Below are 23,951 nucleotides of genomic sequence, written 5' to 3'. Positions count from 1 at the left end.
TTATGAGTATGTTATAATGGATTTTGTTTCATTTTGACTCGGCTTAGGAGGGAAAGTAATGAAGGTTCAAAACCCTTTTCCATATACAAACGACAATAAACGTTATCATACATGGAATTACCATTTACGAAATGAATTTGGTGAAAAAATCTTTAAAGTTTCATTAGATGCTGGCTTCGATTGCCCGAACCGTGACGGTACAGTTGCTTATGGCGGTTGTACATTTTGTAGTGCTGCTGGATCTGGTGACTTCGCTGGTGATCGCCGCGATGATGTTATAACGCAATATCATGAAATGAAAGAAAAAATGCGCTCAAAGTGGAAAGACGGAAAATGTATCGCTTATTTCCAAGCGTACACAAATACACATGCACCACTTGAAGTGTTAAAAGAAAAATTCGAGCCGCTTCTAGCAGAAAAAGACGTTGTCGGTCTTTCTATCGCCACTCGTCCAGATTGCTTACCGGACGATATCGTTGCATATTTAGCGGACTTAAATAAGCGCACATACCTTTGGGTTGAGCTCGGACTACAAACGGTTCATGAACGTACTGCAAACCTTATTAATCGTGCTCACGATTATCCTTCTTATGTGGAAGGTGTAAATAAATTACGCAAGCACGGCATTAAAGTTTGCTCTCATATTATTAACGGTCTTCCACTTGAAGATTACGACATGATGATGGAAACAGCTCGTGAAGTAGCGAAGCTTGATGTACAAGGAATTAAAATCCACTTACTTCATTTATTAAAAGGAACGCCAATGGTGAAACAATATGAAAAAGGACAACTCGAGTTCCTTTCTCTTGAGGATTACGTAAGTCTCGTTGTTGACCAACTTGAAATTATTCCTGAAGACGTAATTGTGCACCGCATCACAGGTGACGGTCCACCTGATTTAATGATCGGCCCAATGTGGAGCTTAAATAAATGGGAAGTATTAAATTCCATCGATGCAGAATTTGTACGCCGCGGAAGCTGGCAAGGAAAATATGCAAATGAGGAGAAACAAAAATGAAATTAGAACGTGTATTACCGTTTGCTCGCTCGCTTCTGCAAACGGCAGTAAAAGAAGGCGATTACGCTGTAGATGCAACTTTAGGAAATGGACATGACACTTGCTTCCTAGCTGAAATCGTTGGAGAAAACGGAAAAGTATTTGGATTTGATATTCAAAAAGAAGCAATTGAAAGCTCGACGACCCGTTTAAAAGAAAAAGAACTTTTCGAACGCACTATTTTAGTTCACGATAGTCACGATACACTTCTATCCGTATTACCAGAAGATGCAAAAGGAAAAGTAACAGGCGCAATTTTCAACTTAGGTTATCTTCCAGGCGGAGACAAGCATATCGTTACAAAACCGAACTCAACAATTTCAGCGATTGAACAATTACTAGAAGTAATGGCACCAGAAGGAATCATCGTCCTTGTTATTTACCACGGACACCCAGAAGGACAAGTAGAACGGGACGCTGTTCTCAAATTTGCCGAAGAATTAGACCAAAAACAAGCACACGTACTGCGCTACGGCTTCATTAACCAACAAAATAACCCGCCATTTATTGTGGCAATTGAGAAACGATAATATAGCGACGATTCGACAAAAGATAACAAAAAAAGACGTGCACTTACTGCACGTCTTTTTGTTATTCTCCTATATAATGGATATATACACTGTATAGGAGGATAGAACTTTGCTAGTAGAACTAAAGGGAATTCAAAAGAAGTATGGCAAATCACTTATACTAGACAACATTGATTTATCCATTCCAGAAGGAGAAGCACTCGCCATTGTTGGCGGGAACGGGACTGGAAAAAGTACTCTACTCAAAATAATTGCAGGCTTTATTTCACCTACGGCAGGGACAATTCAAAGGAAAGAACATATACAAATCGGTTATGTACCTGAACATTTTCCTGAAGGGATTCGTTTTACATTAGAGGATTATCTATTTCATCTCGGCCGCATTCACGGTTTATCAACAAAATATGTAAAAGATAAAATTCCGCTGCTTCTTGAAAGGTTTCATTTACTTCATGCAAGACATTCCGTTGTACGAAACTTTTCAAAAGGTATGAAACAAAAAACAGGCATTATGCAAGCGTTATTTACGGACGTACATTTATTAATTTTAGACGAACCGCTTTCTGGGCTCGATCCTAACTCTCAGCAAGAATTAGAACATATTTTACTCTCATTAAAACAACAAGGTATATCCGTGTTATTTACATGTCACGAAAAACAACTATTAGAAAACTTCGCTGATAGAATTTTGAAGTTAGCAAATCATACAATCACAGAAAATATCTCTGCACAAAAAGGAGCAGAACAAGTCTATATTGAAGCAATTGTTCACGAAACATTTTCAGCGATAGAACTACAAAAACAATCCGGTTTTATACACGTTGCACACAATTCAAATCAAAACCTTATTCAATTACAAATTAAAAAAGAATATACAAACGAAATCCTTCAGTTTTTATTGCATAAAAAAGCATCTATCACACTGCTACAACCTAACTTTTAAATCGAAAGAAGGTTTATTATGTTTGCTCTTATTCGTTATCACTTTCTCGACTATACAAAATCGTATAAGTACGTCCCTCCTATTGCGATGTACTTCATGAGCTTACTTTTTGTATATGCATATAAACCGACTCCTATTGTACCGACATATTTAGAAACAGCTCTCGCGCTTTATTTATTATCTGCCTGGATTACGGTCACAATTTTTCATACGGAAGATCCTGTACAAGAACAAATTACGATTTCTCACACAAATAATATTTCCGCACTATATGTAGGGAAATATATTACAGCTCTTCTCATTTGTACTGTTTTATCTTTTATATCCGTAATCTACCCAATTATTTTGCAAATGTTTAATGAAAAAATGACAGTTTCTTTATTTTTAGTCGGATTTCTCGCTCATATGTCTTTCTCTATACTTGGAATTTCAATCGCATCTTTATTTACTAGAAATATGATTCCAAAAGCAAGCACCGCTTGGCTTAGTCTTACATTCATATTACTTATAACGATCGCCTCTATCCGTTTTAAAAAAGAGTTACTATGGTTTTTACCACCTGTCGAAAGCTTTCTAATGCTTGGACAATACAAATATAATATACTGACTCACACTTTATGGCTAACAGCTTGGGCTATCGTATATTCATTTTTATTATTTACCTTATTCCTTTTTATCGTTCGCAAAAAACGTTTTTAATTACATAGTAAAGGAGACGAAACAATGATCGGAATACTAGCAGGAATGGGACCAAAATCAACTGGGCCATTCGTTGATACAGTTGTAGCAGAGTGCCAAACAATATACGGAGCAAAGCATGATATGGACTTTCCTCATATGATGATTTACTCGTGCCCAACCCCGTTTTACATGGATCGCCCTATTGATCACGAAGCGATGAAAAAAGCGATTATTAAAGGAGCACAAAAACTTGAAAGTACTGGTGTAGAATTTATCGCTATGCCGTGTAATACAGCGCATCTTTATTTTGAAGAATTACAGCGTTCTCTTTCTATTCCTATTTTGAATATAGTTGATGAAACGTTAAAAGCGATTCCTGAAACTGCAAAAAGAGTCGCTCTTCTTGCAACAGAAGCAACTGTTCAAGCTGGGATTTACCAAGATGGGATTACAAAACGTGATATAGAGTACATTCATCATGAAACATGGCAGGAAATGATTAATCAAATTATTACTTGGATTAAATCTGGAGAGATTGAAGAAGCTCGTGAATTGTGTAATACGCTCGTTTTAAAATTGAGAGAGGAAGTTGATACGGCAATTATCGCATGTACCGATTTGAATGTGGTGGCGAGTGAGGATTTTGTTGATTCCTCTCAATGTCTTGCGAAAGCGGTTGTTAGGATGTATGTAGGAAATTGTTCGAATCCAAACCCTTAACCTAAATGAAAAAATCAATGCAAAAGAGGCGGTTTCCTTATAAATTAAAGTTTATTGAAGGCAAAACTTTTTGAGATACCTGTCTCATTTTGATACAAATCTAATATTTTGTCTATCGATTTCCTATATTTATTATGATAAATTGAAAAGCATGCGATAGTATAATTACGCTTCTCTCAATACGCTCTCAAAAATATTGAGATATTATACTTCGGCTCCCAGGAAACTGGGAGTTTTTTATATTCATACGTTTCATTGAAACCCTTCCACTACTCCATATTCAAATTTAAAGTCCTCTTCAATTAACTTTTTCACTCTCTTTTGTCTAATGTTATATTACTGTTATAGGATTTCTTTTATTGAATACTTAATATGTGACTGAACACATAGATTCCTATACTCTAATTACATTGCATGAAGTTATCAGTTCTATACACCATATTTTAAATCTTTATGTAGGAAAAAGAATTCTAAATCTTGATTTATTAAGACATACTAAAAAAATAAGAATTAGCCAATTAAAACCAGTATAATTTAAAGCGGTACTACGCTTCACATATAAGGAGGATAAATCACTTGGGTAATCTCACTAGTTCACGTACACAAGTTTTAATAAAAAATACATTCATGGATTTATTAAGAGAAAAACCATTCTCAGCCATTACAATAAATAACATTTGCGAAAAGGCAATGATTCACAGAAGCACCTTTTATCGTTATTATGATGACAAGTATGAACTGTTTAGTGATGCAGCAAATACTATCGCAAGAAACCTCTTTGAACAAACAAAGCAAGGTTTAGAGTTAGAACACACATTATTTGAGGAAGTAATCAAATATATAGATGTTAATCGTGCTTTATTTTTTAACGTTACGATTAAAAATAATAGTCGTGAATTATACGACAACTTAATTCAACTTGGCTCGGAAATTTTATATGAAAATTCAATAAAATATAATGACCTACTTTCCATACAAATTCGAAACTCTGTTTACCCAAAAATAATATGTGATTTCTACTGTAGTGGATTTTTTGAAATTATAAAAAAATGGGTAAATAATGAATATCCATTTTCAAAAGAAGAACTAATTTATATAATTAATAATTTTCTGATAAATGAACCGAAATAAGATAAACGTCTTATTTTAAGACACATATTCATTTTTGTTCATCGATTTCCTCCAAAACCAATGCTAGATTAAGGAACATAGCAAAGGAGGAACTAAAACATGAATAAGATTTTTGATAAGATTGGACATTTTATTATCAAGTACGCAAAGATTAATATTGCATTTATTTTATTTCTAACAATCTTTTTCGGATTCGGCATTACAAAACTTGAAATGAAGATGGGAAACGATGTATTCCTAAGTAATACATCAGATGTTTATAAAGATACTGCTACGTATCAAAAACACTTTGGTGGAGATGGGATATATGTATTACTTAGTGGAGATAGCGATAAATTAATTTCACAAGAAACAAATAAAACAATCGTAGAATTCACTAAAAAGGCAGAAGATATTAAAGATATTACAGGATCAACGCATTATGTAGGGTTATTAAATGAAATGTTAAACTCTCCTTCCCCGTCATTTTCAGCATTTGATAAAGGGGAAACAAACAAGAATTTAGAAAAAGTATTGAAAAATTCTATTTCAAGCGAAAAAATGAGCGAAATTAATAATAACGTAAAAAATAGTTTAACTGATGAGCAACGTGAAAAAATGGGTACATTTATTCAACAACAACTTACAACCGAACAAATGCAAGAAGTGCAAAAACAATTGGTTGCTCTAGGTCATATGCCAACAGCTGATGAACAAGAACAAATCATGAAAGCTGCTTTAACAGATCAACAAAATGAAGAAGTAATGGATTATACACAAAATATCTTAACGCAACAACAAAAAGACAATATGCAAAGAGATGTTATTAAGGCTCTACCAAATGTTCAGAATATGAATAATGAATTACTTCATGAAATTATTTTTTCTGATAAAGGTAAAGTACCAGAACAATTTAAACAACTTATCCCTGAAAATGGGAAACATGTTATCATTCAGCTTCATACATCCGATAATACAGAGATAACTACCTATGTACGTATAAATAAAGAGTTAAATGAACTAATCAAGAATACAAATTTCGGCTCGGGTGTAACAGTCAAAGTAGCTGGAATGCCAACTATCCTAGGTGATATACAAGAAGAAGTTATCAAAACTTTAGGGATTATGCTTGGGCTAGCGGTTATATTAATGATTGTTGTATTATTCTTTGTCTTCCCTGTTAGACGACGTATTATTTCATTAGGCTTTGTATTAATTGGTTTAATATGGACATTTGGATTTATGGGTTGGGCTGGAATTCCAATTACACTCGCAACTATGGCAACACTGCCAATTATAATTGGGCTTGGTACTGACTTTGGTGTTCAATTCCATAACAGATATGAAGAGGAATTTAGAGATAGTCAATTCCAAGCAAAACTTGCAACACGAAATGCTATACGCCATATTGGACCAGGCGTAGGAATCGCAGTTGTTATCATGTCCTTAAGCTTCCTAACAATGTATTTATCTAAAGCACCAATGATGCAACAATTTGGTTTAACTTTAGCAATGGGTGTTTTATTCTGTTATGTGGTTGAGTTAGTACTAATGTTCTCAACATTCTACTTATTGGATCATAAAAAAACAGTAACTACTATTAAGGTCAACCAAAATGAAAATACGTTATTAGCACGATTTTTAAATAAATATGCTAATATCGCTATGAAATTTGCTATTCCTATCTTAATTGTTTCCGTTATTTTATCTGGCCTTGGATTTATGGCAGAAAAGTCTATACCGACTGAAACAGATTTAACCAAAATGATTCCACAAAATATGGAGACATTAAAAAATACGAAGTATTTACAAAAGGTGGTTGGATCTACAACTTATATTACGTATTTAGTAGAAGCAAAGGATGTCACGGAACCGAAAGTGATGACTTGGATGCAAGAGGAAAGTAAAAAGGTTGAAAATAAATATAAAGATGTGAGTGATGTTGTCTCGCTTCCTAGTGTTATTTTACAAATCAACGGGAGAGATACACTACCAGACTCTTCTTCGCAAGTAACAAATGAACTTGAAAACTTGCCAAATTCATTAAAAGAAACTGTTATGAGTGAGAATAAAAAATATGCAACCATTCAATTTCAAGTGAATCCAGACCTTTCTTCTGCCGATCAATTAAAATTGATGCATAAAATAACAAAAGACATGCAAGCAATAGATGGTGTGAAAATTAAGCCTGCAGGTGCACAAGTTATGATGTTATACGGTATCGATAATATCGGGGCTAACAGTGAACTGATGATTGGTGCAGGACTTTTAATCATTTTCTTATCTTTATTCCTTGTGTATCGCCGTGTAAAACATGCTTTATATCCATTAATACCAATCGCTTTAGTATTAGGTTTCTCGCCTGGCGCTTTAAAATTACTCGATATTTCATATAATCCACTTACAACTGCTCTTAGCTGTCTTGTACTTGGGATTGGAACAGAGTTTACCATTCTTATTATGGAAAGATATCGGGAAGAAGAAGAAAAAGGATTATCTGCTCCAGAAGCAATAGGCGTTTCTCTTTCAAAAGTTGGGCAAGCAATTACCGCTTCTGGATTAACAGTAATTGTTGGATTTTCAGCATTAATCTTTGTAAACTTTCCGATTTTAAAAGAATTTGGTATTACGACCGTTATAGACACAACACTTTCTTTATTCTGTGCCTTAACAATATTACCTGCTTTAATTGTTTTATTTAGAAAGCGTAAATAGATTCCATTTATAATCTAAAAAAAGAAAAGAGATATCTTTCTTGTAATATTAAGAATGATATCTCTTTTTTTTATAATAAAAATTAGATATAGAGTAAATTCCCAATTAAACAGGTTCATATCTTTTAACGATTATACAAGTTAATACAAATTTAGAACTTCCCTGATTTAAATATAGAATATAACAACCAAAGAAACATCAAGATTGCTACTCCAAATCCAATTTCAATGGCTGGTAGGTTCCAAAGAAGTGTGGATTTCCTACTCAATGACGAACCAATAATAAGCCCAACCATAATGATGCTAAAAGAAAGTAATACAATACTAAATGAAAGCCGATTACTGATACGATCTAATTTAGTTAAAAACAGGTTCAATTCTGGGATTGTTATGGCTATACGCATATTCCCCTTTTGCATAGCGGCAGTTAATTCTTTGAGTTGTTTTGGTAGTTGAAACAAAATTTCTCCATTTTCTATTACATAGTCTAGTACATCCTCTGTAACTTTCCTTGGATGATAACGTTCCTTTAATAATTGACGACCAAAAGGTTCAGCTACTTTAAGGATACTAAGTTCGGGATCTAACTTTTCCACCAGCCCCTCAATAGTAAGAAGAGTTTTTCCTAATAAAGTTATATCCGACGGAATTTGAATATGATGTTTATATGCAATATTAAACAGTTCCTGAACAGCTTTACCTAGACTAAGTTGGCTTAAAGGGATATCATAATAGTTTTGCTTTAGATACTCCACATCCGCTGTCAGTTGTTTCATATTTACATCATCAGGTACCAAACCCATCTGTGTAATTGCTTTAATAACCCCTCTTGTATTTTGGCGCATCATAGAAATAACTAACGACGCTAAATGCTGTTTTAATTCAGGGCTAAGACTTCCAACCATACCAAAATCCATAAAAACAATAACTTCACCCGGTAAAAAAATGATATTACCAGGGTGGGGATCACCATGAAAAAAGCCTTCAATTAAAATTTGGTGAAGGATAGATTGAACTACCCGTTCAGCTAGTACCTTGCGATTTAGTCCTTGGTTATCCATTTTTTTTAATTCATTTAATTTTATTCCTTCTATGTATTCCATAGTCAGTACTTTTGAAGTTGTATAATCCCAATATACTTTCGGAACACAAATATTAGGATTATACTTAAATTGGTGAGCTACCTTTTCTGCATTTTGCCCCTCTATTGTGTAGTTTAATTCAGCTCGAAGGGATTTAGAGAGTTCTTCAATTATATCACGTAGCTGATATCTAGCAGCCCACTCTAATCGAATTTCAGCTAGTTCCGCTAAATGCTGTAAAATTTCTAAATCGGTTTCAATGATTTTTTCAATATTAGGACGTTGAATTTTAATTGCTACTCGTTCACCAGATTTCAATAGCCCATAATGGACTTGTCCGATAGAAGCTGCAGCTAAAGGATTTTCTTGAAATTCTTCAAATATATCTTCTATCGCACAATCTAATTCCTCTTCAATAATCTGTTTTACTTCCTGGTAAGAAAAAGGAGATACTTTATCTTGAAGTTGCTCTAACTCATGAATGATATCAGCCGGAATTAAATCCGGTCGAGTGCTAGCAATTTGTCCTATTTTTATAAAGGTGGGACCCAATTCCTCCAAGAACGATCGAATTCGCTCAGCTTTTGTTTTTAAATGAATTTCTTGTTGTTCTACCTTATTAAAACGTTTAGGAAATGAAAGTAAATCTTGAAGTCCCAATTCCTTAACAATCAACCCAAATCCATTACGAGAAAAGGCCATGGCAATATCACGATAACGTTGAATGTGTCGTATTCTTATTTTCAAGAATCATACATCCTCCTCATAACACACTTACTCCAATTTATTTTTCTGATTCTCTATGTTTGCAATACGCTGTTCTAATCGTTGAATATCTTCTTTAGTTGCTAGATTTAATTCCCCTAATACTTCTTTTGTTTTTGTATTGATTAGCTGTTCCAGCTCTAATTTGGTTTCTTTTCCTTTTTCGTACATCTCTTTAACAAACTCTTTAGATTCCTCTTGACTTAGTTCTCCTCGTTTCACCAATTCATCCGCTATTTTTTTAGCTTGTTCCTGTGTAGTAACTATCATTCCTAACCCTAATGCCAATCCTTTTTTTATTATATTTGTCATTAAAGCCAACTCCTCATCATCTATTTCGATTTTACTTATTCAGTAATGAAACTACTTCCATGATTTTTCGTTCAGCCTCTTGTTCTCCAGCTTCTATACACTCTTTAATCTTTGTAATATCAAATGCTTGAAATTGCCCTACTCTTGGACGAAGAATTACATCTGCAAACTGAAGGTTTTTCCTTCTCATTTCAACCATCATAAGAGATAAGGAGCGATTTAATACATCAATTATACTTCTTGGCTCTCTTTCCTCATGCTCCCTCTCCACATCTACAGCAAGTACAATTTCTACTCCTGCTTTTCGCGGGATATCCGTTGGCAAATTATTAAGTATCCCTCCGTCCACTAATACTTTCTCTTCGTGCTTTACAGGTATAAAAAGTCCAGGAACGGATGTCGTTGCTCGAATAGCTAAACTTAAATTTCCTTGTTCAAAAATGAAAGCTTTTCCCTTTTTTAAATCTACGGAAACTACACGAAATGGAATAGGCAGTTGCTCAATTTGAATATTAGCTAATCCCTTTTGCTCTAAAAATTGAAGTAACATTCCATATAATTTATTTCCTGCCACGAGTCCCCTTTTTCCAATCCCAAAATCAACCATGCGATACGATGGTGTAGTAGTAAGGACAAAATCTTCAATTTCTTCGACATCAATGCCAGCAGCAATTAATCCACCAATGGCTCCTCCCATACTTGTTCCTGCAATAAAATCAATTGGAATGTTATGCTTTTTTAATACTTTTAATACACCAATATGTGCTAACCCCCGTACAGCGCCACCGCCTAAGGCTAAACCTAGTTTCATTATTTTTTCCTTTCCTAAATCTACTCTTTTTTTCAATATCCGTAACGGATTCCGCTATAATCTAGAGAATGTATTTTTATTTATTGGTTTCACTTAATTTATTTTCCCCTCTAAAAAATATAAAATACATAATAGATTTAATAAATAGAACAAAAAAAGCAGTTATTACGGTCGTCTGAAAGCAAACATTACTTATTATATGTCTCGTCAATAAAATCCCTAAAAACTTTTAACTTTCTTCACAATTCTTTCAAAGTATCCACACTTAATCTCGCTATATTAAATAAGTAGTTATTCATATAGGGAAGGTTAGGGGAACTGAAAGTATGAAAGTAAATCGTTCGCTTCATTACATTTTTTGGCGTTGGCATTTTTATGCTGGGCTTTTTATTACGCCGCTTCTTATTACGTTGTCACTGAGCGGAATTGGGTATTTATTTCGGGAAGAGGTTGAGGATTTTATCTATAAAGATTTATATTTTGGGAAGAGTGCTCAAACAGAATCTATTTCGATGGCTGATTCTATTTCCTTAACAGAGAAGAAATATCCACATTATAGCGTGGCGAAAATTAGTGAGTTTGATGGGGATTATAATACGAGACTTACGATTGCAAATGAGTATACTGGGCAACAAAAATATGTGTATTTAGATAATAATAATCAAATTGTTGGGGATCAAAACGCAAGTGAAACGTTTGCCAATATCATGCGGGAATTACATAGTTCTCTTTTAGTTGGTGGCACTGTCGTTAACTATACTGTAGAACTTGCGGCATGTTGGACAATCTTCTTAATTGTAACTGGGTTGTACATGAGTATACGCCAATTCAAAAACACACCGCCATCCAATAAGCGAGAAAAAGCAAAACGACGTCATTCTATTATCGGTATTATATTTACAATTCCTCTCGTTTTGTTAGTTGCATCTGGATTGCCTTGGTCAGGATTTATGGGTAACCAAATTTATAAAATTGCATCGTCAAATGAATCACTCGGATATCCGAAATTGTATATGGCACCGCCTGAATCGAAGGTAAAAGAATTGCCGTGGGCAACTAGAAAAGAAGCACCTCCTGAATCGAATTCCAATGAGCCGAAAGCAATTTCTGTCGATGAATTACAAAAAGGGATTGAAATAAAGAAACCGTATGTTATTTCACTACCAGCCGATCCAAAAGGTGTATTCACTGTTTCGAAATCAAGCGGTTCTGGTATTACAGGTATGCACGTCGCACCAAATGAAGAAATAACAGCTTATTTTGATCAATATAGCGGAGAGCTCATTTCCAAAACGGACTATCGTGATTATGGATTACTTGCACAATGGTTCACTTACGGTATCCCGCTTCATGAAGGTCATTTATTCGGATGGCCAAATAAAATATTATGCTTACTAACGACATTATCTTTATTACTTCTTATTTATTACGGAGTAAAAATGTGGTTAGCAAGAAAGCCGAAAGGAAAATTAGCAGCACCGCCAAAGCAAAGAGATAAGAAAAGCATAATCGTTTTCTTTATCATGATGGTTATACTAGGCGCTGTCATGCCTTTATTCGGACTATCTGTTTTAGTTATTTTTGCGATTGAACTTCTTATATATGTATTTTCCAAAATACGATCATAATGAAAAAGCATTTGTACTCCCATGTACAAATGCTTTTTATTTACTATTTTCTTTTTTTCTACTACTTATTAAAAAGACAATATCTACTATAATAATCAATGCTATGATAACTTGAGCTACATAATCCATTGTTGTAGGACCGCCGGCTTTATTCATCATCATATACATTCCAGTTACAAATGAAATGGTAAGTAGCACGAGTAACGTTACTTCAATATGGTCATATAGCTTTTGAAACAATCGCTTCATTTCCGACACCACCTTTACCATATTATAACAAAAAACCACTCTACATGAGTGGTTTTCTTCATCACTGCGCTGTTTTCTTTCGGTACATCTTCCCGTTCCAATAGAAGAATCGTGAAGTGAGGCCCCCGTATTTTACAATGCGCCGTGCCATTTTGTGCATATTCTTTTGTGCTGATACTTTTTGATCTGATAAATAAATACCAAGTAATCCTCGGCTTATAAGGCGATGAAACTTCGCATGAGGCAAGTCACCAATGCTCTTCTCTGCTTCTTCTACAAAATGTTTCATACGATCTAATATCACTTGCTCGTTTTCGTAATAACTACAGAAATTTAAATCTCCACCTATACGGTCTTCTTCCTGATCAATGAAATAATCAAGTAAAATATGAAGTCCTTGTACGTAAGGAAAATATCCTTGTCTAATTTTCGCAATATCTTCATCATGTAATTCATCATGAAAGGCATATGCGACAAGACAGAAGATTCCAAGTGTAGAACCGGCACATGCTGAAAACTCAAACCAACTCATCTCAGGTAAGTTTTCTTTATGTGCTTCAAACCATGTTTGTAAGCGTGGTTCTCTTTCTTCTAATTTCACATGTTTATGAATTTGCAAATCACAATAATAACAAGCAAGTTCATGAAGAATAGGAGCAATTTTTTCATAGTGCTTCGTTTTCTTTAAAACATCTTGGCATGTTTCAACAAGTTCATCTAAATAACCACCATCATCTTGATCGTCACGATAACGATAATAATTACCGCCACCTTCTACTTCAGGTGATAATGCCATTAACATAGATTCATGCAACGCGGCAAAATCATTCGGATCAAGTGATGTACTGCGATCACATAAATTATCTAAGTAGTCACTAATCGTTTGATATGCGACGATAAAACGAATACATTCCTCACGGTGTTCATTTGCTAATAGTGCTAAAATGCCACCGCCTTCGCAATGAAACGTTTTATGCTCAATACTTGCGATTGCCTGACTATGAAGCTCATCATTCGGAATATGGTAGGCACGCTCTTTCCACATCGCTAGCTCATGGTGTACAACCGGAAACACATCACGGTATACTTTCGCCATGAGCGTTATGGGATTACTCGGTACGTTCACTTCTTCCTTCATCTCCTCTATTCAATGTACAAATAATTTACTTATTTGTTTCTATTATGTTATTGATGCGTATTTCAGTAAATGACTGAATATAATTCAAAATTTCATCACGCTCATACTCATTTAATAACTCATGATAACAATTCGGCCATTCTTTAAAAGCCTTATCACTTATTTTAACATTATTAAACCAAGTGCGGACACGTGTTTTATCTACAAGTTTATCCTCACATGCTTGCATTAGCAATAGCGGAACATCTGGAAAATCATCTATTTTTTTATGAGCGATTTCAATAGACTTAATCAATTCACTATACCAACGTACTGATACTTTGCGCAAGAACAATGAATCGTTCTCCATCGCATCTCTCACTTCATGATTACGCGTTGACATTTCCACTGTAAGATTCGTTGCAAATTGTAACTTCGGAGCGATAATATTTAATATTTTTGAGGCAGCTTGCAGCGGTGCTGAAGGTCCAGCTAATGCGCCTAAACATGGCGAACTTAAAATAATGCCGTCTACATCTTCTCTCTTCGTTTCTTGCATCATACGAATAACGATAAGACCACCCATACTATGACCAAATAAAAAGATAGGTAATCTATACTTCCTTGCTTCTTTTACCCATAATTTAACTTCCTCTATGTATTCATCAAACGAATCAATATGTCCTCTATTTCTTGAAGTCGTTCCATGTGACGGAAGGTCCCCCATCACGACATGGTAGCCGATATGATTCCACATTTCCGCAACGGCTTCATAGCGTCCGTGATATTCCATTGCGCCGTGCACGATAACGATTACAGCCTTTGCTTCTTCAGCTTCATAATTCCACATACGGCTCTCCTCCATTTCACTCTTTTTCATAATTTGGTACACTGAAACTAGTCTCTAGGAAAGGAAGGCTTTACATGATATATCCTTACAAAGAAAAAAATCCGAAAATTGCGAGTAGTGCTTTTATCGCTGACTACGTTACCATTACAGGTGATGTTTCCGTTGGCGAAGAATCAAGTATTTGGTTTAATACAGTCATACGCGGCGATGTTTCACCAACAATCATCGGAGACCGGGTAAATGTACAAGATCAATGTACACTTCATCAAAGCCCGCAATATCCTCTTATTTTAGAAGATGACGTTACAGTTGGGCATCAAGTTATTTTACATAGCTGTCATATTAAAAAAGATGCTTTAATTGGAATGGGATCTATTATATTAGATGGTGCTGAAATTGGCGAAGGAGCCTTTATCGGTGCTGGCAGCCTCGTTTCACAAGGAAAGAAAATCCCGCCGAACACGTTAGCTTTCGGTCGTCCAGCAAAAGTCGTTCGTGAATTAACAGAGGAAGACCGTAAAGACATGGAGCGAATTCGCACGCAATACGTTGAAAAAGGTCAATATTATAAATCACTACAAAAATGATTTTACTGCTGCCATAATACTGGCAGCTTTTTATATAAAATCTAACTTTTTCTTTACAAAACATTATTACTCCCTCAACAAAATCTTATTAAAATAAAAGCTAATATCTCCATATATATGTAGATGAGGGAGGAAAATTTTCATGAAGGTCAGTGGATTATATAAAATAGAATGTTACATTTTCAGAGGAATTAACCGCTACTTTGATCAAAAAACGTTAAATATCTTTTTCAGCAATATTACTCATATCGGTGGCGCGACTTTCTCTATCGCACTCACACTGTTCTTTTTAATTTTCGCAAGTGGAACTTTGCATCAAGCTGCAATTGCAACTGCTATTTCGCTAGCAATTAGCCATATTCCTGTGCAAATATTAAAAAGATGGTATCCACGAAAACGTCCTTATTTAACAATTCAGGATGCAAAATATCCAGTCCATCCATTACAAGACCACTCTTTCCCGTCTGGTCATACAACAGCCGTTTTCTCTGTCTTTATTCCATTTATTTGCTATAATCCAAACTTACTTATTTTCCTATTACCGTTAGCATTATGCGTCGGTATTTCGCGCATTTATTTAGGGCTTCACTATCCGTCTGATGTATTCGTCGGTATGTGCCTAGGCACTTGCTCTGGCATCATCTCTTTTTATCAATTCATCCCACTTTTCACATAAAGTGAACCTATAATCAGTGGGGGTTTTGTTCATCCCCCACTGATTATTAGTTGAACCAATCGGACGTTTACGGGCAGTTGATCTCCCACCTAGCTTCTTTGCACCAGCCGAATTTTGAGGTGGGAGTTTTACTGCCCGTTAATGTCGGATAAAGGAGTGATATGATGAGAGTCGCCATTTTTACCGATACTTTTACGCCACAAGTGAACGGGGTTGCGAAAACGTTAGAGCGGTTAACACGATATTTTCAGAAAGAAAAAATCGCCTATTCTGTTTTCGCCCCTCAGCATACAGCTGAAGATAATTTCGTAGCGAATGTAAACAAGATGAGAAGTATCCCGTTAACAATATTATATCCAGAATGTCGCTTTTCTTTTCCTACTCCGCGCATTAGACGAGAACTTCTTTCCTTTAAACCTGACATGATTCACATTGCCACACCTTTCAACATGGGACTTTGTGGATTGTATTATGCAAAAAAGTTAAACATCCCAGTTGTCGGTTCTTATCATACTGATTTCGATGCTTATTTACGCTATTACAAAATCGAATTTCTCTCCAATATGCTTTGGAACTATTTAAAATGGTTTCATAGTCATATGCAAAAAAATTTCGTTCCTTCCTTTGAGACGTTACACCAACTAAAAAATAAAGGCTTTCAAGCCCTCTCCATATGGGGGCGTGGTGTAGATTGCACACTCTTTCATCCATCTTACAATACAGACCTATTCCGAAAAAAATATAATATTACAGCGAAGTATGTCCTTTCCTACGTTGGACGGATTGCTCCTGAAAAGGACATTGATACGTTGCAACACATTATCGTAAAAACGACGCATACTCGAAACGACATTCATTGGCTCATCGCAGGAGACGGTCCGCTAGCAACAAATTTGCGTGAAGCTGTTCCGAAAACAAATGTCACTTTTACTGGCTATTTACAAGGTAAGGATTTAGCTGAAGCATATGCTTGTTCTAATATCATGGTATTTCCATCCGCTACTGAAACGTTCGGAAATGTCGTACTCGAATCACTTGCATGCGGCACACCTGTCATCGGTGCAAATAGTGGCGGAGTTAAAAATATTATTACTGATGGAAAAACGGGAGTTCTTTGTCCACCCAAAAACGAGGACGCATTTCTATCATCCATTTATTCTTTACTGCAAAATGAAGAGCAACTTACGCAACTGGGCATAGCGGCTGCATCTTATGCGAAAACAAAAAGCTGGGATGAGATTTTTCGTGGGTTACTTGACCAATATGAAGAAGTCCTTCAGAACACCGCATCAGAATTACTCGCTTAAACAGAAAAACTCCCTTCAAAAACGGAGGGCACTGAAAAACTCCACTTCATAAGAAAAAGGATCCCATCACCTACTATATACAGATGACGGGATCCTTTTTAATTTCAACATATTGATGAAATATGTGTTATTTTTTCAAAGCAACCACTTTTTCAGTGGCCTCCAAAAACGAAGGGAGTTTATTACACAGTTATAAATTTTAGTTTACTAAATGATACATAAGGTGAAGTATCACTTTATTTCTATATTCATTATAACAAAAAGATACATAACTAAACAGACTTGTAATAAAAACCCATAAAAATTAATATATGGTTATACAGTATTTTAACTGTATAGTGATTTTAAGAATTCCCCTTAAAATCAACTTACTCACATACCTTTATACAGTAATTGTTCCCCAATTTCTGTATACAAAAAAGACCTTTCATTCATTTGAAAGGTCTTTTTGAGCCTGCACATATTCTTCTTTCGTATTCACATTTATAAACCAATCTGCATGCGCTTGTACATCTTCACCAGCAATATATTTCACATTACATTGTGATAAAAGCTGACCCATACTTCTTTTTTCTTCTTGAAGCAAAGTATAAATTCTTTCTTTCACGCGGTTATGGTACGCTGCAAGTAACGGTTGTTTTCTTCCATTAATAATAGGTACAATCGCATCATATTCATTGCTTGTTTTCTCTAATAAAATGGTAAACCACTCATGCGAAACATTTGGCGCATCACATGGCATAATAGCGTACCAATCTGCTTCTATATATTCCATTCCTGATACAATTCCAGCAAGTGGGCCATTTCCTTTATAATGCGGAATATCTTCAATAACAGCAACTTGTACAAGTTGCTCTACTCGCTCTTTTAGATCCGAATGACTAATGACTACAACTTCTTGAAGCGCATTTGTCATCACTTTCACAATATGTTCAATAAACGTACTACCTTGCCAACTCGCTAACGCTTTCGGCTCACCAAATCTACTCGACATACCACCTGCTAATACAATTCCAGCCCACTTACTCATTGTCGATGTAGCTCAAATGTAATATGACCTAATTCCGGTAAAATCAATTTATTCATCGCAAGACGAACTGCTCCGCTAGACCCTGGCATGGAAAAGACAACTTTGCGCCCAATTGTGCCACCTATCGCTCTACTTAACATTGCGCTGCTTCCGATATCTTCTAAATAACTAATCATGCGGAACAACTCACCAAACCCGACAATTTCTTTATCTAATAACACTGACACTGCCTCAATCGTCACATCGCGTTTCGTAATGCCAGTACCGCCATTTGTTAATACAACATCTACATCTTCTCTATGATAACCATCTAAAACTGCTTGCTGAATACTTTCTTTATCATCTTTTACAATTTCATAAGATGTCACTGTATGGCCTGCTTCTTTTAACAATGTATGTAATAGTTGTCCGCTCTTATCCGTCTCTTCTGTACGTGTATCAGAAATCGTTATAATCTTGCAGCGCACTTCTTTTGGCGCTTGTTTTTTATGTTCGGTTACGCTCATTTTTTCATCTTTCCTCTCATTTAGCTTTATAAAATTATGTATAAACTAAAGAATCCAATATGATACAATAAAAGTATATTTATCCATATAAAGGAGCTTTACATGATTCAAACTATGAAACGATACGTACCCATTATACCATTCCTAGTTATATTATCTTTTTTCCAATGCATCGCTTACGGATTTAATATTAACTTTTTAAAATTATATGTGCTTATGCCTGATGGTGGTATTCGTTACTATTTGACTAGCACATTAATTCCTCTCGTACTTGCCTATATAGTTGATTTTATTTTTAAACGTTCTATCTCTAAATAAGGAGGTCTACCTATTATGGAACTATACAAAAAATTAACAACAACATTCATCCTCTTATTTATCGCTTCCATCACTGTCGGTTTTTCTCTAAAAGGCGCAATTCCATACGCTACATTAGTAAGTATTATATTCGCAACGCTTTTTTTACTAAGCAGTGCATTTTGCGCGGGTAAAGCATGTCAAATGAAAGATTGATTACATATGTTCCAGAAAAAAAATCTTTTGTAAATCATGCGGGAAAGAAATACAAACGTATGAAAAAGCATGGATTCATATGCCATTTCCGGCAAGTGGTATGACTAATATAAGAAAGTATATTGCACTAGAAGGACACATTTATTGTAGCTCGTGTATTGAAATAATGAACAAAAACTAGTAAATACAAAAGGTGGGCTTATATTGTTTGAATCAAACCGTATCCAGTTACGAAAGTTTTCCGAAGATGATATTCTAACGTATTATAAATGGCATAATGATATAGACGTTATGAGTTCAACTACCCTTAACCTTGATAAATATTCCTTACAAGATACAGAAAAACTTTGCCAGCAATTTATTCATTCTTCAAACTCTAAAAGCTATATCATTGAAGAAAAAGCTACGAACCTTCCAATTGGTATTACTTCTTTAATTCATATTGATTCGTATAATCGAAACGCTGAATGCATTATTGATATTGGTAAAAAGGATTACTGGGGGCAAGGTTATGGGAAGGAAGCTTTCACTTTATTATTGAATTATGCATTTTTAGAATTAAATTTACATCGCCTTTCTTTACGAGTATTTTCTTTCAACGAGAGAGCAATTAAATTATATAAATCACTCGGTTTTCAACATGAAGGAACTTGTAAAGAAGCTATATTCCGCAACGGCACTTGGCATGACATTGAACTCTTCGCTTTATTCCAACGTAATTATAAATAAAAAAAGCTTTGCGCTCACGGCGCAAAGCTTTTTTTCATATATTATAGACCAGCTTGCTCTTTTAAAGCTGCAGCTTTGTCTGTACGTTCCCATGTTAGATCTACATCAGTACGTCCGAAGTGGCCGTAAGCTGCTGTTTGTTTGTAAATTGGGCGACGTAAGTCTAGCATTTTAATAATACCAGCTGGGCGAAGATCGAAGTTGTTACGAACTAGTTCTACTAATACGTCTTCAGATACTTTACCAGTGCCGAATGTATCAACTGAAATTGATACTGGTTGTGCTACACCGATTGCGTATGCAAGTTGTACTTCTGCTTTTTCAGCAAGACCAGCTGCTACGATGTTTTTCGCAACATAACGAGCTGCATATGCTGCAGAACGGTCAACTTTCGTTGCATCTTTACCAGAGAATGCACCGCCACCGTGGCGAGCGTATCCACCGTAAGTATCAACGATGATTTTACGTCCTGTTAAACCAGCATCACCTTGTGGTCCACCAATTACGAAGCGGCCAGTTGGGTTAATGAAGAATTTCGTTTCTCCATCGATTAATTCTGCTGGTACTACAGCTTTAATTACGTGCTCTTTTAAGTCGCGATCGATTTCTTCCCATGTAACATCTGGGTGATGTTGTGTAGAAATTACGATAGTATCAACACGTACTGGTTTACCATTTTCATCATACTCAACTGTAACTTGCGTTTTTCCATCCGGACGTAGGTATGATAATGTATCATTTTTACGTACTTCAGTTAAACGGCGAGCTAATTTGTGAGCAAGCGAGATTGGAAGCGGCATTAACTCTTGTGTTTCATTACATGCGAAACCAAACATTAAACCTTGGTCTCCTGCACCAATTGCCTCAATCTCAGCGTCAGTCATTTGACCTTCGCGTGCTTCTAGCGCTTGGTCAACACCCATAGCGATGTCAGCAGATTGCTCATCGATAGATGTTAAAACTGCACAAGTTTCTGCATCGAATCCGTATTTTGCGCGTGTGTAACCAATGCCTTGAATTGTTTCACGAACGATTTTTGGAATATCTACGTAAGTAGAAGTCGTAATTTCCCCCGCTACCAATACTAAACCAGTTGTTACAGTTGTTTCACAAGCTACACGTGCATTTGCGTCTTTTGATAAGATCGCATCTAAAATTGAATCAGAAATTTGGTCACAAATTTTATCTGGATGTCCTTCAGTTACAGACTCAGATGTGAACAGATGACGTTTTTTTGTCATGTGGTAAACCTCCCTACAGTAATTGTATATATTGTACGGAACTCATCCTTAATTTGCCACAGATTGCGACATACATTTATTCTCCCACACAAGCATACAGAAAAACCTTTCCTACTTTATATAGAGGAAAGGTTTAATTTGCTACTTGCATACTGCTTTTTGCCCTTCGCTCTTATCGTTCGAGACCTGTAGCCTCGCACAGGTTTTAGCACCTATTCACCTGTATTTACCACTACAAGTGAGGTTGCTGGGCTTCATCGGGCCTGTCCCTCCGCCAGCTCGGGATAAGAGAGTATCCGTCCCAACCTATACTAAAGAAATGATATTCATTTGTCAATTAATATTCACATTTTCGTGAAAGTTTTTCTCAATGCGCCTAAAATGAAATATTAATAAGGAAATAATGTATTCACACAAACAAAAAGAAATAAATAGTATACATTATTTATATAATTGTGTTATACTCTTGTTGGGGATTACGAGAAATATTTCATTAAATGAAAAGGATGGTATATAAATATGAGTACTGTGAATGTCCAAATTGGTTTACACGAATTATTGAACGGAAGCAATGCACAGATTCAACTAAGTGTTCCGCAATTAGTGGAAAAAGTATTAATGCGAAATGAAGGGAAATTAACTTCGACTGGTGCCGTTTCTGCTTCAACTGGAAAATATACAGGACGTTCTCCTAAAGATAAATTTATTGTGAAAGAAGCATCGGTTGCTGACAAAATTGCTTGGGGAGCTGTGAATCAACCGATTTCTGAAGAACATTTTAATAAATTATATACGAAAGTTTTAGAATACTTAAAAGAAAAAGAAGAGTTATTCGTCTTCAAAGGATTTGCAGGCGCGGACCGCAATTACCGTCTACCAATCCAAGTTATTAATGAATATGCATGGCACAATTTATTTGTACATCAATTATTCATTCGTCCAACTGAAGAAGAATTAACGACTCATAAATCAGAATTCACAATTGTTTCTGCACCGAATTTCAAAGCTGATCCAGCTGTTGACGGTACAAACTCTGAAGCATTCATTATGGTTTCATTCGAAAAACGTATCGTACTAATTGGTGGTACAGAATACGCTGGAGAAATGAAAAAATCAATCTTCTCTATTATGAACTTCTTACTACCTGAACAAGATATTCTTTCTATGCATTGCTCTGCAAACGTAGGTGAAGAAGGCGACGTAGCATTATTCTTCGGTTTATCTGGAACAGGTAAAACAACATTATCTGCTGATCCAAACCGCAAATTAATCGGTGATGATGAGCATGGTTGGTCTGATAACGGTGTATTCAATATTGAAGGCGGTTGCTACGCAAAATGTGTAAACCTTTCTCATGAGAAAGAACCACAAATTTTCGATGCAATCACATTTGGATCTGTTTTAGAAAACGTTATCATTAATGACCAAACGCGTATTGCAGACTATAACGATACTACTTTAACAGAAAATACTCGTGCTGCATACCCTATGCATGCGATCGACAATATCGTATTGCCAAGTGTTGCTGGACACCCAAATACAATTATTTTCTTAACTGCTGATGCATCTGGCGTATTGCCTCCAATCAGCAAGTTATCAAAAGAACAAGCTATGTACCATTTCTTAAGTGGTTACACTAGTAAACTAGCAGGAACAGAGCGCGGCGTTACATCACCGCAAGCAACATTCTCAACTTGCTTCGGTTCACCATTCTTACCACTTGATGCATCTCGCTATGCTGAAATGCTTGGTGAAAAAATCGAGAAACACGATGCGAAAGTATTCTTAGTAAACACTGGCTGGACTGGTGGCGAATACGGCGTTGGTAAACGTATGAACTTAGGCTACACTCGTGCAATGATTCAAGCAGCATTAAACGGTGAACTTGCGAAAACTGAAACAGCTAAACATGACATCTTCGGTCTTGAAGTTCCACTTCACGTACCAGGTGTACCTGACGAAGTGTTAATGCCTGAACAAACTTGGGCTGATAAAGCTGCTTACAAAGCGAAAGCAATCGAACTTGCAAATGAATTCAAAGCGAACTTCAAAAAGTTCGACAGCGTTTCTGAAGATATTATTAACTTAGGCGGTCCAATCGCTTAAGCGCAAACTTTCTGTTGGAATAACCCTTTACTCATATGAATAAGTGTCGTGTAACCGTAAAGTTCCGCGTACTCACCGACAAAACCCAATGCGGCTTAACGGTTACACACACTTACATAAAAAAGAAGCTTACGTTTTTTACGTAAGCTTCTTTCTATATCTTATATAAAGTGAAACGTTATTCTCTTCATCTGTGACTTAGTTTGTTAATTTACAGAAATTTCACTTTATATTTATTTGCTTTTAGTTTTTTATGATATAATTTACATATATAGGAAGGGGGGGACCTATGAAAAATTTTTCTCGTACAGGAAAAATTTTATTCAGTTACGGAGCGTTCCAAATGTTTTGGGGACTTGTAATGCCTAACGTTAATTTATTTGAGCATACAAGTGAAACGATAAAATATATTATTCTAATTACCGGAATAGTTTTTTGTATTATATCCAACTTTTTTAAAGAACCTAAGAATCATACCACGAAGTGATTTCGCGTTAACTTATTGGAAGCAAAAACCTGTATTTTATGCAATGTTTCGCTTCCTGTTATACTATCCATTATCGTATCCCTTATTCCAGAGTAAATCCATTTTCACACAGACAAATCACGGCTTCGAATATATAAATTATATCCCTACTCGCTACATATCTCTGGTTTCACATCGCATGGGGTAAAACAGGCTCTGAC

Annotated in this window: 25 protein-coding genes and 1 riboswitch; of the genes, 16 read left to right on the top strand and 9 right to left on the bottom strand. The window is 35.6% G+C overall.

Features of this window, described 5'->3' with window-relative positions:
* Positions 1 to 58: 58 nt before the first annotated feature.
* From mnmL to MR070_RS21560, 7 genes are all read left to right on the top strand, one after another.
* Entirely contained in the window at positions 59 to 1,018 is a 960-nt protein-coding gene (gene mnmL, locus MR070_RS21590; protein WP_242261989.1) for a tRNA modification radical SAM protein MnmL/YtqA, read from the top strand.
* Positions 1,015 to 1,587: a tRNA 5-(aminomethyl)-2-thiouridylate-methyltransferase MnmM gene (mnmM, locus tag MR070_RS21585; RefSeq protein ID WP_000764480.1), complete on the top strand. Its 573-nt coding sequence runs from the start codon at positions 1,015 to 1,017 to the stop codon at positions 1,585 to 1,587. Before mnmL ends, mnmM begins: the two co-directional genes overlap by 4 nt.
* 109 nt (positions 1,588 to 1,696) lie before the next feature.
* Positions 1,697 to 2,530 (top strand): ABC transporter ATP-binding protein, encoded by an 834-nt coding sequence (locus MR070_RS21580; RefSeq protein WP_242261988.1) that lies wholly within the window; start codon positions 1,697 to 1,699, stop codon positions 2,528 to 2,530.
* Positions 2,531 to 2,548: 18 nt separating this feature from the next.
* Positions 2,549 to 3,229 (top strand): hypothetical protein, encoded by a 681-nt coding sequence (locus MR070_RS21575; RefSeq protein WP_044790851.1) that lies wholly within the window; start codon positions 2,549 to 2,551, stop codon positions 3,227 to 3,229.
* 24 nt (positions 3,230 to 3,253) lie between these two features.
* Positions 3,254 to 3,931 carry an aspartate/glutamate racemase family protein gene (locus MR070_RS21570; RefSeq protein ID WP_242261987.1) on the top strand — a complete coding sequence of 226 codons (678 nt, stop codon included), beginning with the start codon at positions 3,254 to 3,256 and terminating at the stop codon, positions 3,929 to 3,931.
* 627 nt (positions 3,932 to 4,558) lie between these two features.
* The gene (locus tag MR070_RS21565; protein ID WP_242261993.1) at positions 4,559 to 5,062 is read left to right on the top strand and encodes a TetR/AcrR family transcriptional regulator C-terminal domain-containing protein; all 504 of its coding nucleotides are present in this window, start codon (positions 4,559 to 4,561) and stop codon (positions 5,060 to 5,062) included.
* A gap of 99 nt (positions 5,063 to 5,161) precedes the next feature.
* Positions 5,162 to 7,756: an efflux RND transporter permease subunit gene (locus MR070_RS21560; RefSeq protein WP_242261986.1), complete on the top strand. Its 2,595-nt coding sequence runs from the start codon at positions 5,162 to 5,164 to the stop codon at positions 7,754 to 7,756.
* Positions 7,757 to 7,907: 151 nt separating this feature from the next.
* Here MR070_RS21560 and MR070_RS21555 read toward each other — a convergent pair whose 3' ends face one another.
* From MR070_RS21555 to MR070_RS21545, 3 genes are all read right to left on the bottom strand, one after another.
* Positions 7,908 to 9,539 carry an ABC1 kinase family protein gene (locus MR070_RS21555; RefSeq protein ID WP_242261992.1) on the bottom strand — a complete coding sequence of 544 codons (1,632 nt, stop codon included), beginning with the start codon at positions 9,537 to 9,539 and terminating at the stop codon, positions 7,908 to 7,910.
* Positions 9,540 to 9,611: 72 nt separating this feature from the next.
* Positions 9,612 to 9,914 carry a phasin family protein gene (locus MR070_RS21550; RefSeq protein WP_242261985.1) on the bottom strand — a complete coding sequence of 101 codons (303 nt, stop codon included), beginning with the start codon at positions 9,912 to 9,914 and terminating at the stop codon, positions 9,612 to 9,614.
* A gap of 31 nt (positions 9,915 to 9,945) precedes the next feature.
* Positions 9,946 to 10,725: a patatin-like phospholipase family protein gene (locus MR070_RS21545; protein ID WP_242261984.1), complete on the bottom strand. Its 780-nt coding sequence runs from the start codon at positions 10,723 to 10,725 to the stop codon at positions 9,946 to 9,948.
* 326 nt (positions 10,726 to 11,051) lie between these two features.
* Here MR070_RS21545 and MR070_RS21540 point away from each other — a divergent pair, with 326 nt between their 5' ends.
* Positions 11,052 to 12,353: a PepSY-associated TM helix domain-containing protein gene (locus MR070_RS21540; RefSeq protein WP_242261983.1), complete on the top strand. Its 1,302-nt coding sequence runs from the start codon at positions 11,052 to 11,054 to the stop codon at positions 12,351 to 12,353.
* A gap of 36 nt (positions 12,354 to 12,389) precedes the next feature.
* On the opposite strand, the gene MR070_RS21535 is transcribed toward MR070_RS21540, so the two are convergent.
* From MR070_RS21535 to MR070_RS21525, 3 genes are read right to left on the bottom strand one after another with little or no spacing between them, the layout of a single operon-like run.
* Positions 12,390 to 12,623 carry a hypothetical protein gene (locus MR070_RS21535; protein WP_242261982.1) on the bottom strand — a complete coding sequence of 78 codons (234 nt, stop codon included), beginning with the start codon at positions 12,621 to 12,623 and terminating at the stop codon, positions 12,390 to 12,392.
* A gap of 40 nt (positions 12,624 to 12,663) precedes the next feature.
* Positions 12,664 to 13,728, bottom strand: a complete 1,065-nt coding sequence (locus MR070_RS21530; RefSeq protein WP_001102470.1) for a tetraprenyl-beta-curcumene synthase family protein — start codon at positions 13,726 to 13,728, stop codon at positions 12,664 to 12,666.
* 37 nt (positions 13,729 to 13,765) lie between these two features.
* Positions 13,766 to 14,569 (bottom strand): alpha/beta hydrolase, encoded by an 804-nt coding sequence (locus MR070_RS21525; RefSeq protein ID WP_075396137.1) that lies wholly within the window; start codon positions 14,567 to 14,569, stop codon positions 13,766 to 13,768.
* 74 nt (positions 14,570 to 14,643) lie between these two features.
* Here MR070_RS21525 and MR070_RS21520 point away from each other — a divergent pair, with 74 nt between their 5' ends.
* The 3 genes from MR070_RS21520 to MR070_RS21510 all read left to right on the top strand — a co-directional run bounded on the left by MR070_RS21520 (position 14,644) and on the right by MR070_RS21510 (position 17,139).
* Positions 14,644 to 15,156, top strand: a complete 513-nt coding sequence (locus tag MR070_RS21520) for a gamma carbonic anhydrase (protein WP_000640209.1) — start codon at positions 14,644 to 14,646, stop codon at positions 15,154 to 15,156.
* A 142-nt stretch (positions 15,157 to 15,298) separates the two neighbouring features.
* On the top strand, positions 15,299 to 15,832 hold the full coding sequence (locus MR070_RS21515) for a phosphatase PAP2 family protein (protein WP_000868593.1): 534 nt from the start codon (positions 15,299 to 15,301) through the stop codon (positions 15,830 to 15,832).
* Positions 15,833 to 15,996: 164 nt separating this feature from the next.
* Positions 15,997 to 17,139 (top strand): glycosyltransferase family 4 protein, encoded by a 1,143-nt coding sequence (locus MR070_RS21510; protein WP_242261981.1) that lies wholly within the window; start codon positions 15,997 to 15,999, stop codon positions 17,137 to 17,139.
* A 427-nt stretch (positions 17,140 to 17,566) separates the two neighbouring features.
* On the opposite strand, the gene MR070_RS21505 is transcribed toward MR070_RS21510, so the two are convergent.
* Both MR070_RS21505 and MR070_RS21500 read right to left on the bottom strand, forming a co-directional pair.
* On the bottom strand, positions 17,567 to 18,169 hold the full coding sequence (locus MR070_RS21505; RefSeq protein WP_242261980.1) for a molybdenum cofactor guanylyltransferase: 603 nt from the start codon (positions 18,167 to 18,169) through the stop codon (positions 17,567 to 17,569).
* Positions 18,166 to 18,675, bottom strand: coding sequence for a MogA/MoaB family molybdenum cofactor biosynthesis protein (locus MR070_RS21500; RefSeq protein WP_242261979.1), 510 nt, complete (start codon positions 18,673 to 18,675; stop codon positions 18,166 to 18,168). The genes MR070_RS21505 and MR070_RS21500 overlap by 4 nt, the downstream gene beginning before the upstream one ends.
* A gap of 102 nt (positions 18,676 to 18,777) precedes the next feature.
* Between MR070_RS21500 and MR070_RS21495 the strand changes: the two genes are divergently transcribed.
* The 3 genes from MR070_RS21495 to MR070_RS21485 all read left to right on the top strand — a co-directional run bounded on the left by MR070_RS21495 (position 18,778) and on the right by MR070_RS21485 (position 19,917).
* Complete coding sequence (locus tag MR070_RS21495) at positions 18,778 to 18,993, top strand: hypothetical protein (RefSeq protein ID WP_242261978.1); 216 nt, start codon at positions 18,778 to 18,780, stop codon at positions 18,991 to 18,993.
* Between the two features lie 15 nt (positions 18,994 to 19,008).
* Positions 19,009 to 19,188 (top strand): hypothetical protein, encoded by a 180-nt coding sequence (locus MR070_RS21490; protein ID WP_242261977.1) that lies wholly within the window; start codon positions 19,009 to 19,011, stop codon positions 19,186 to 19,188.
* 204 nt (positions 19,189 to 19,392) lie between these two features.
* Entirely contained in the window at positions 19,393 to 19,917 is a 525-nt protein-coding gene (locus MR070_RS21485; protein WP_242261976.1) for a GNAT family N-acetyltransferase, read from the top strand.
* Between the two features lie 41 nt (positions 19,918 to 19,958).
* On the opposite strand, the gene metK is transcribed toward MR070_RS21485, so the two are convergent.
* Complete coding sequence (metK, locus tag MR070_RS21480) at positions 19,959 to 21,158, bottom strand: methionine adenosyltransferase (RefSeq protein WP_000163127.1); 1,200 nt, start codon at positions 21,156 to 21,158, stop codon at positions 19,959 to 19,961.
* Between the two features lie 169 nt (positions 21,159 to 21,327).
* Positions 21,328 to 21,449, bottom strand: a riboswitch (SAM riboswitch).
* A gap of 228 nt (positions 21,450 to 21,677) precedes the next feature.
* Between metK and pckA the strand changes: the two genes are divergently transcribed.
* Both pckA and MR070_RS21470 read left to right on the top strand, forming a co-directional pair.
* Positions 21,678 to 23,264 (top strand): phosphoenolpyruvate carboxykinase (ATP), encoded by a 1,587-nt coding sequence (pckA, locus tag MR070_RS21475; RefSeq protein WP_242261975.1) that lies wholly within the window; start codon positions 21,678 to 21,680, stop codon positions 23,262 to 23,264.
* Positions 23,265 to 23,553: 289 nt separating this feature from the next.
* Positions 23,554 to 23,751, top strand: a complete 198-nt coding sequence (locus MR070_RS21470) for a hypothetical protein (RefSeq protein WP_242261974.1) — start codon at positions 23,554 to 23,556, stop codon at positions 23,749 to 23,751.
* The last annotated feature ends 200 nt before the right edge of the window (positions 23,752 to 23,951 follow it).

It is taken from the genome of Bacillus cereus group sp. BfR-BA-01453 (genome assembly GCF_022662915.1).
GTDB classification, from domain to species: domain Bacteria; phylum Bacillota; class Bacilli; order Bacillales; family Bacillaceae_G; genus Bacillus_A; species Bacillus_A paranthracis.
The sequence above is the reverse complement of the archived record's forward strand: the minus strand, read 5'-3'. Positions and strand labels throughout refer to the sequence as shown.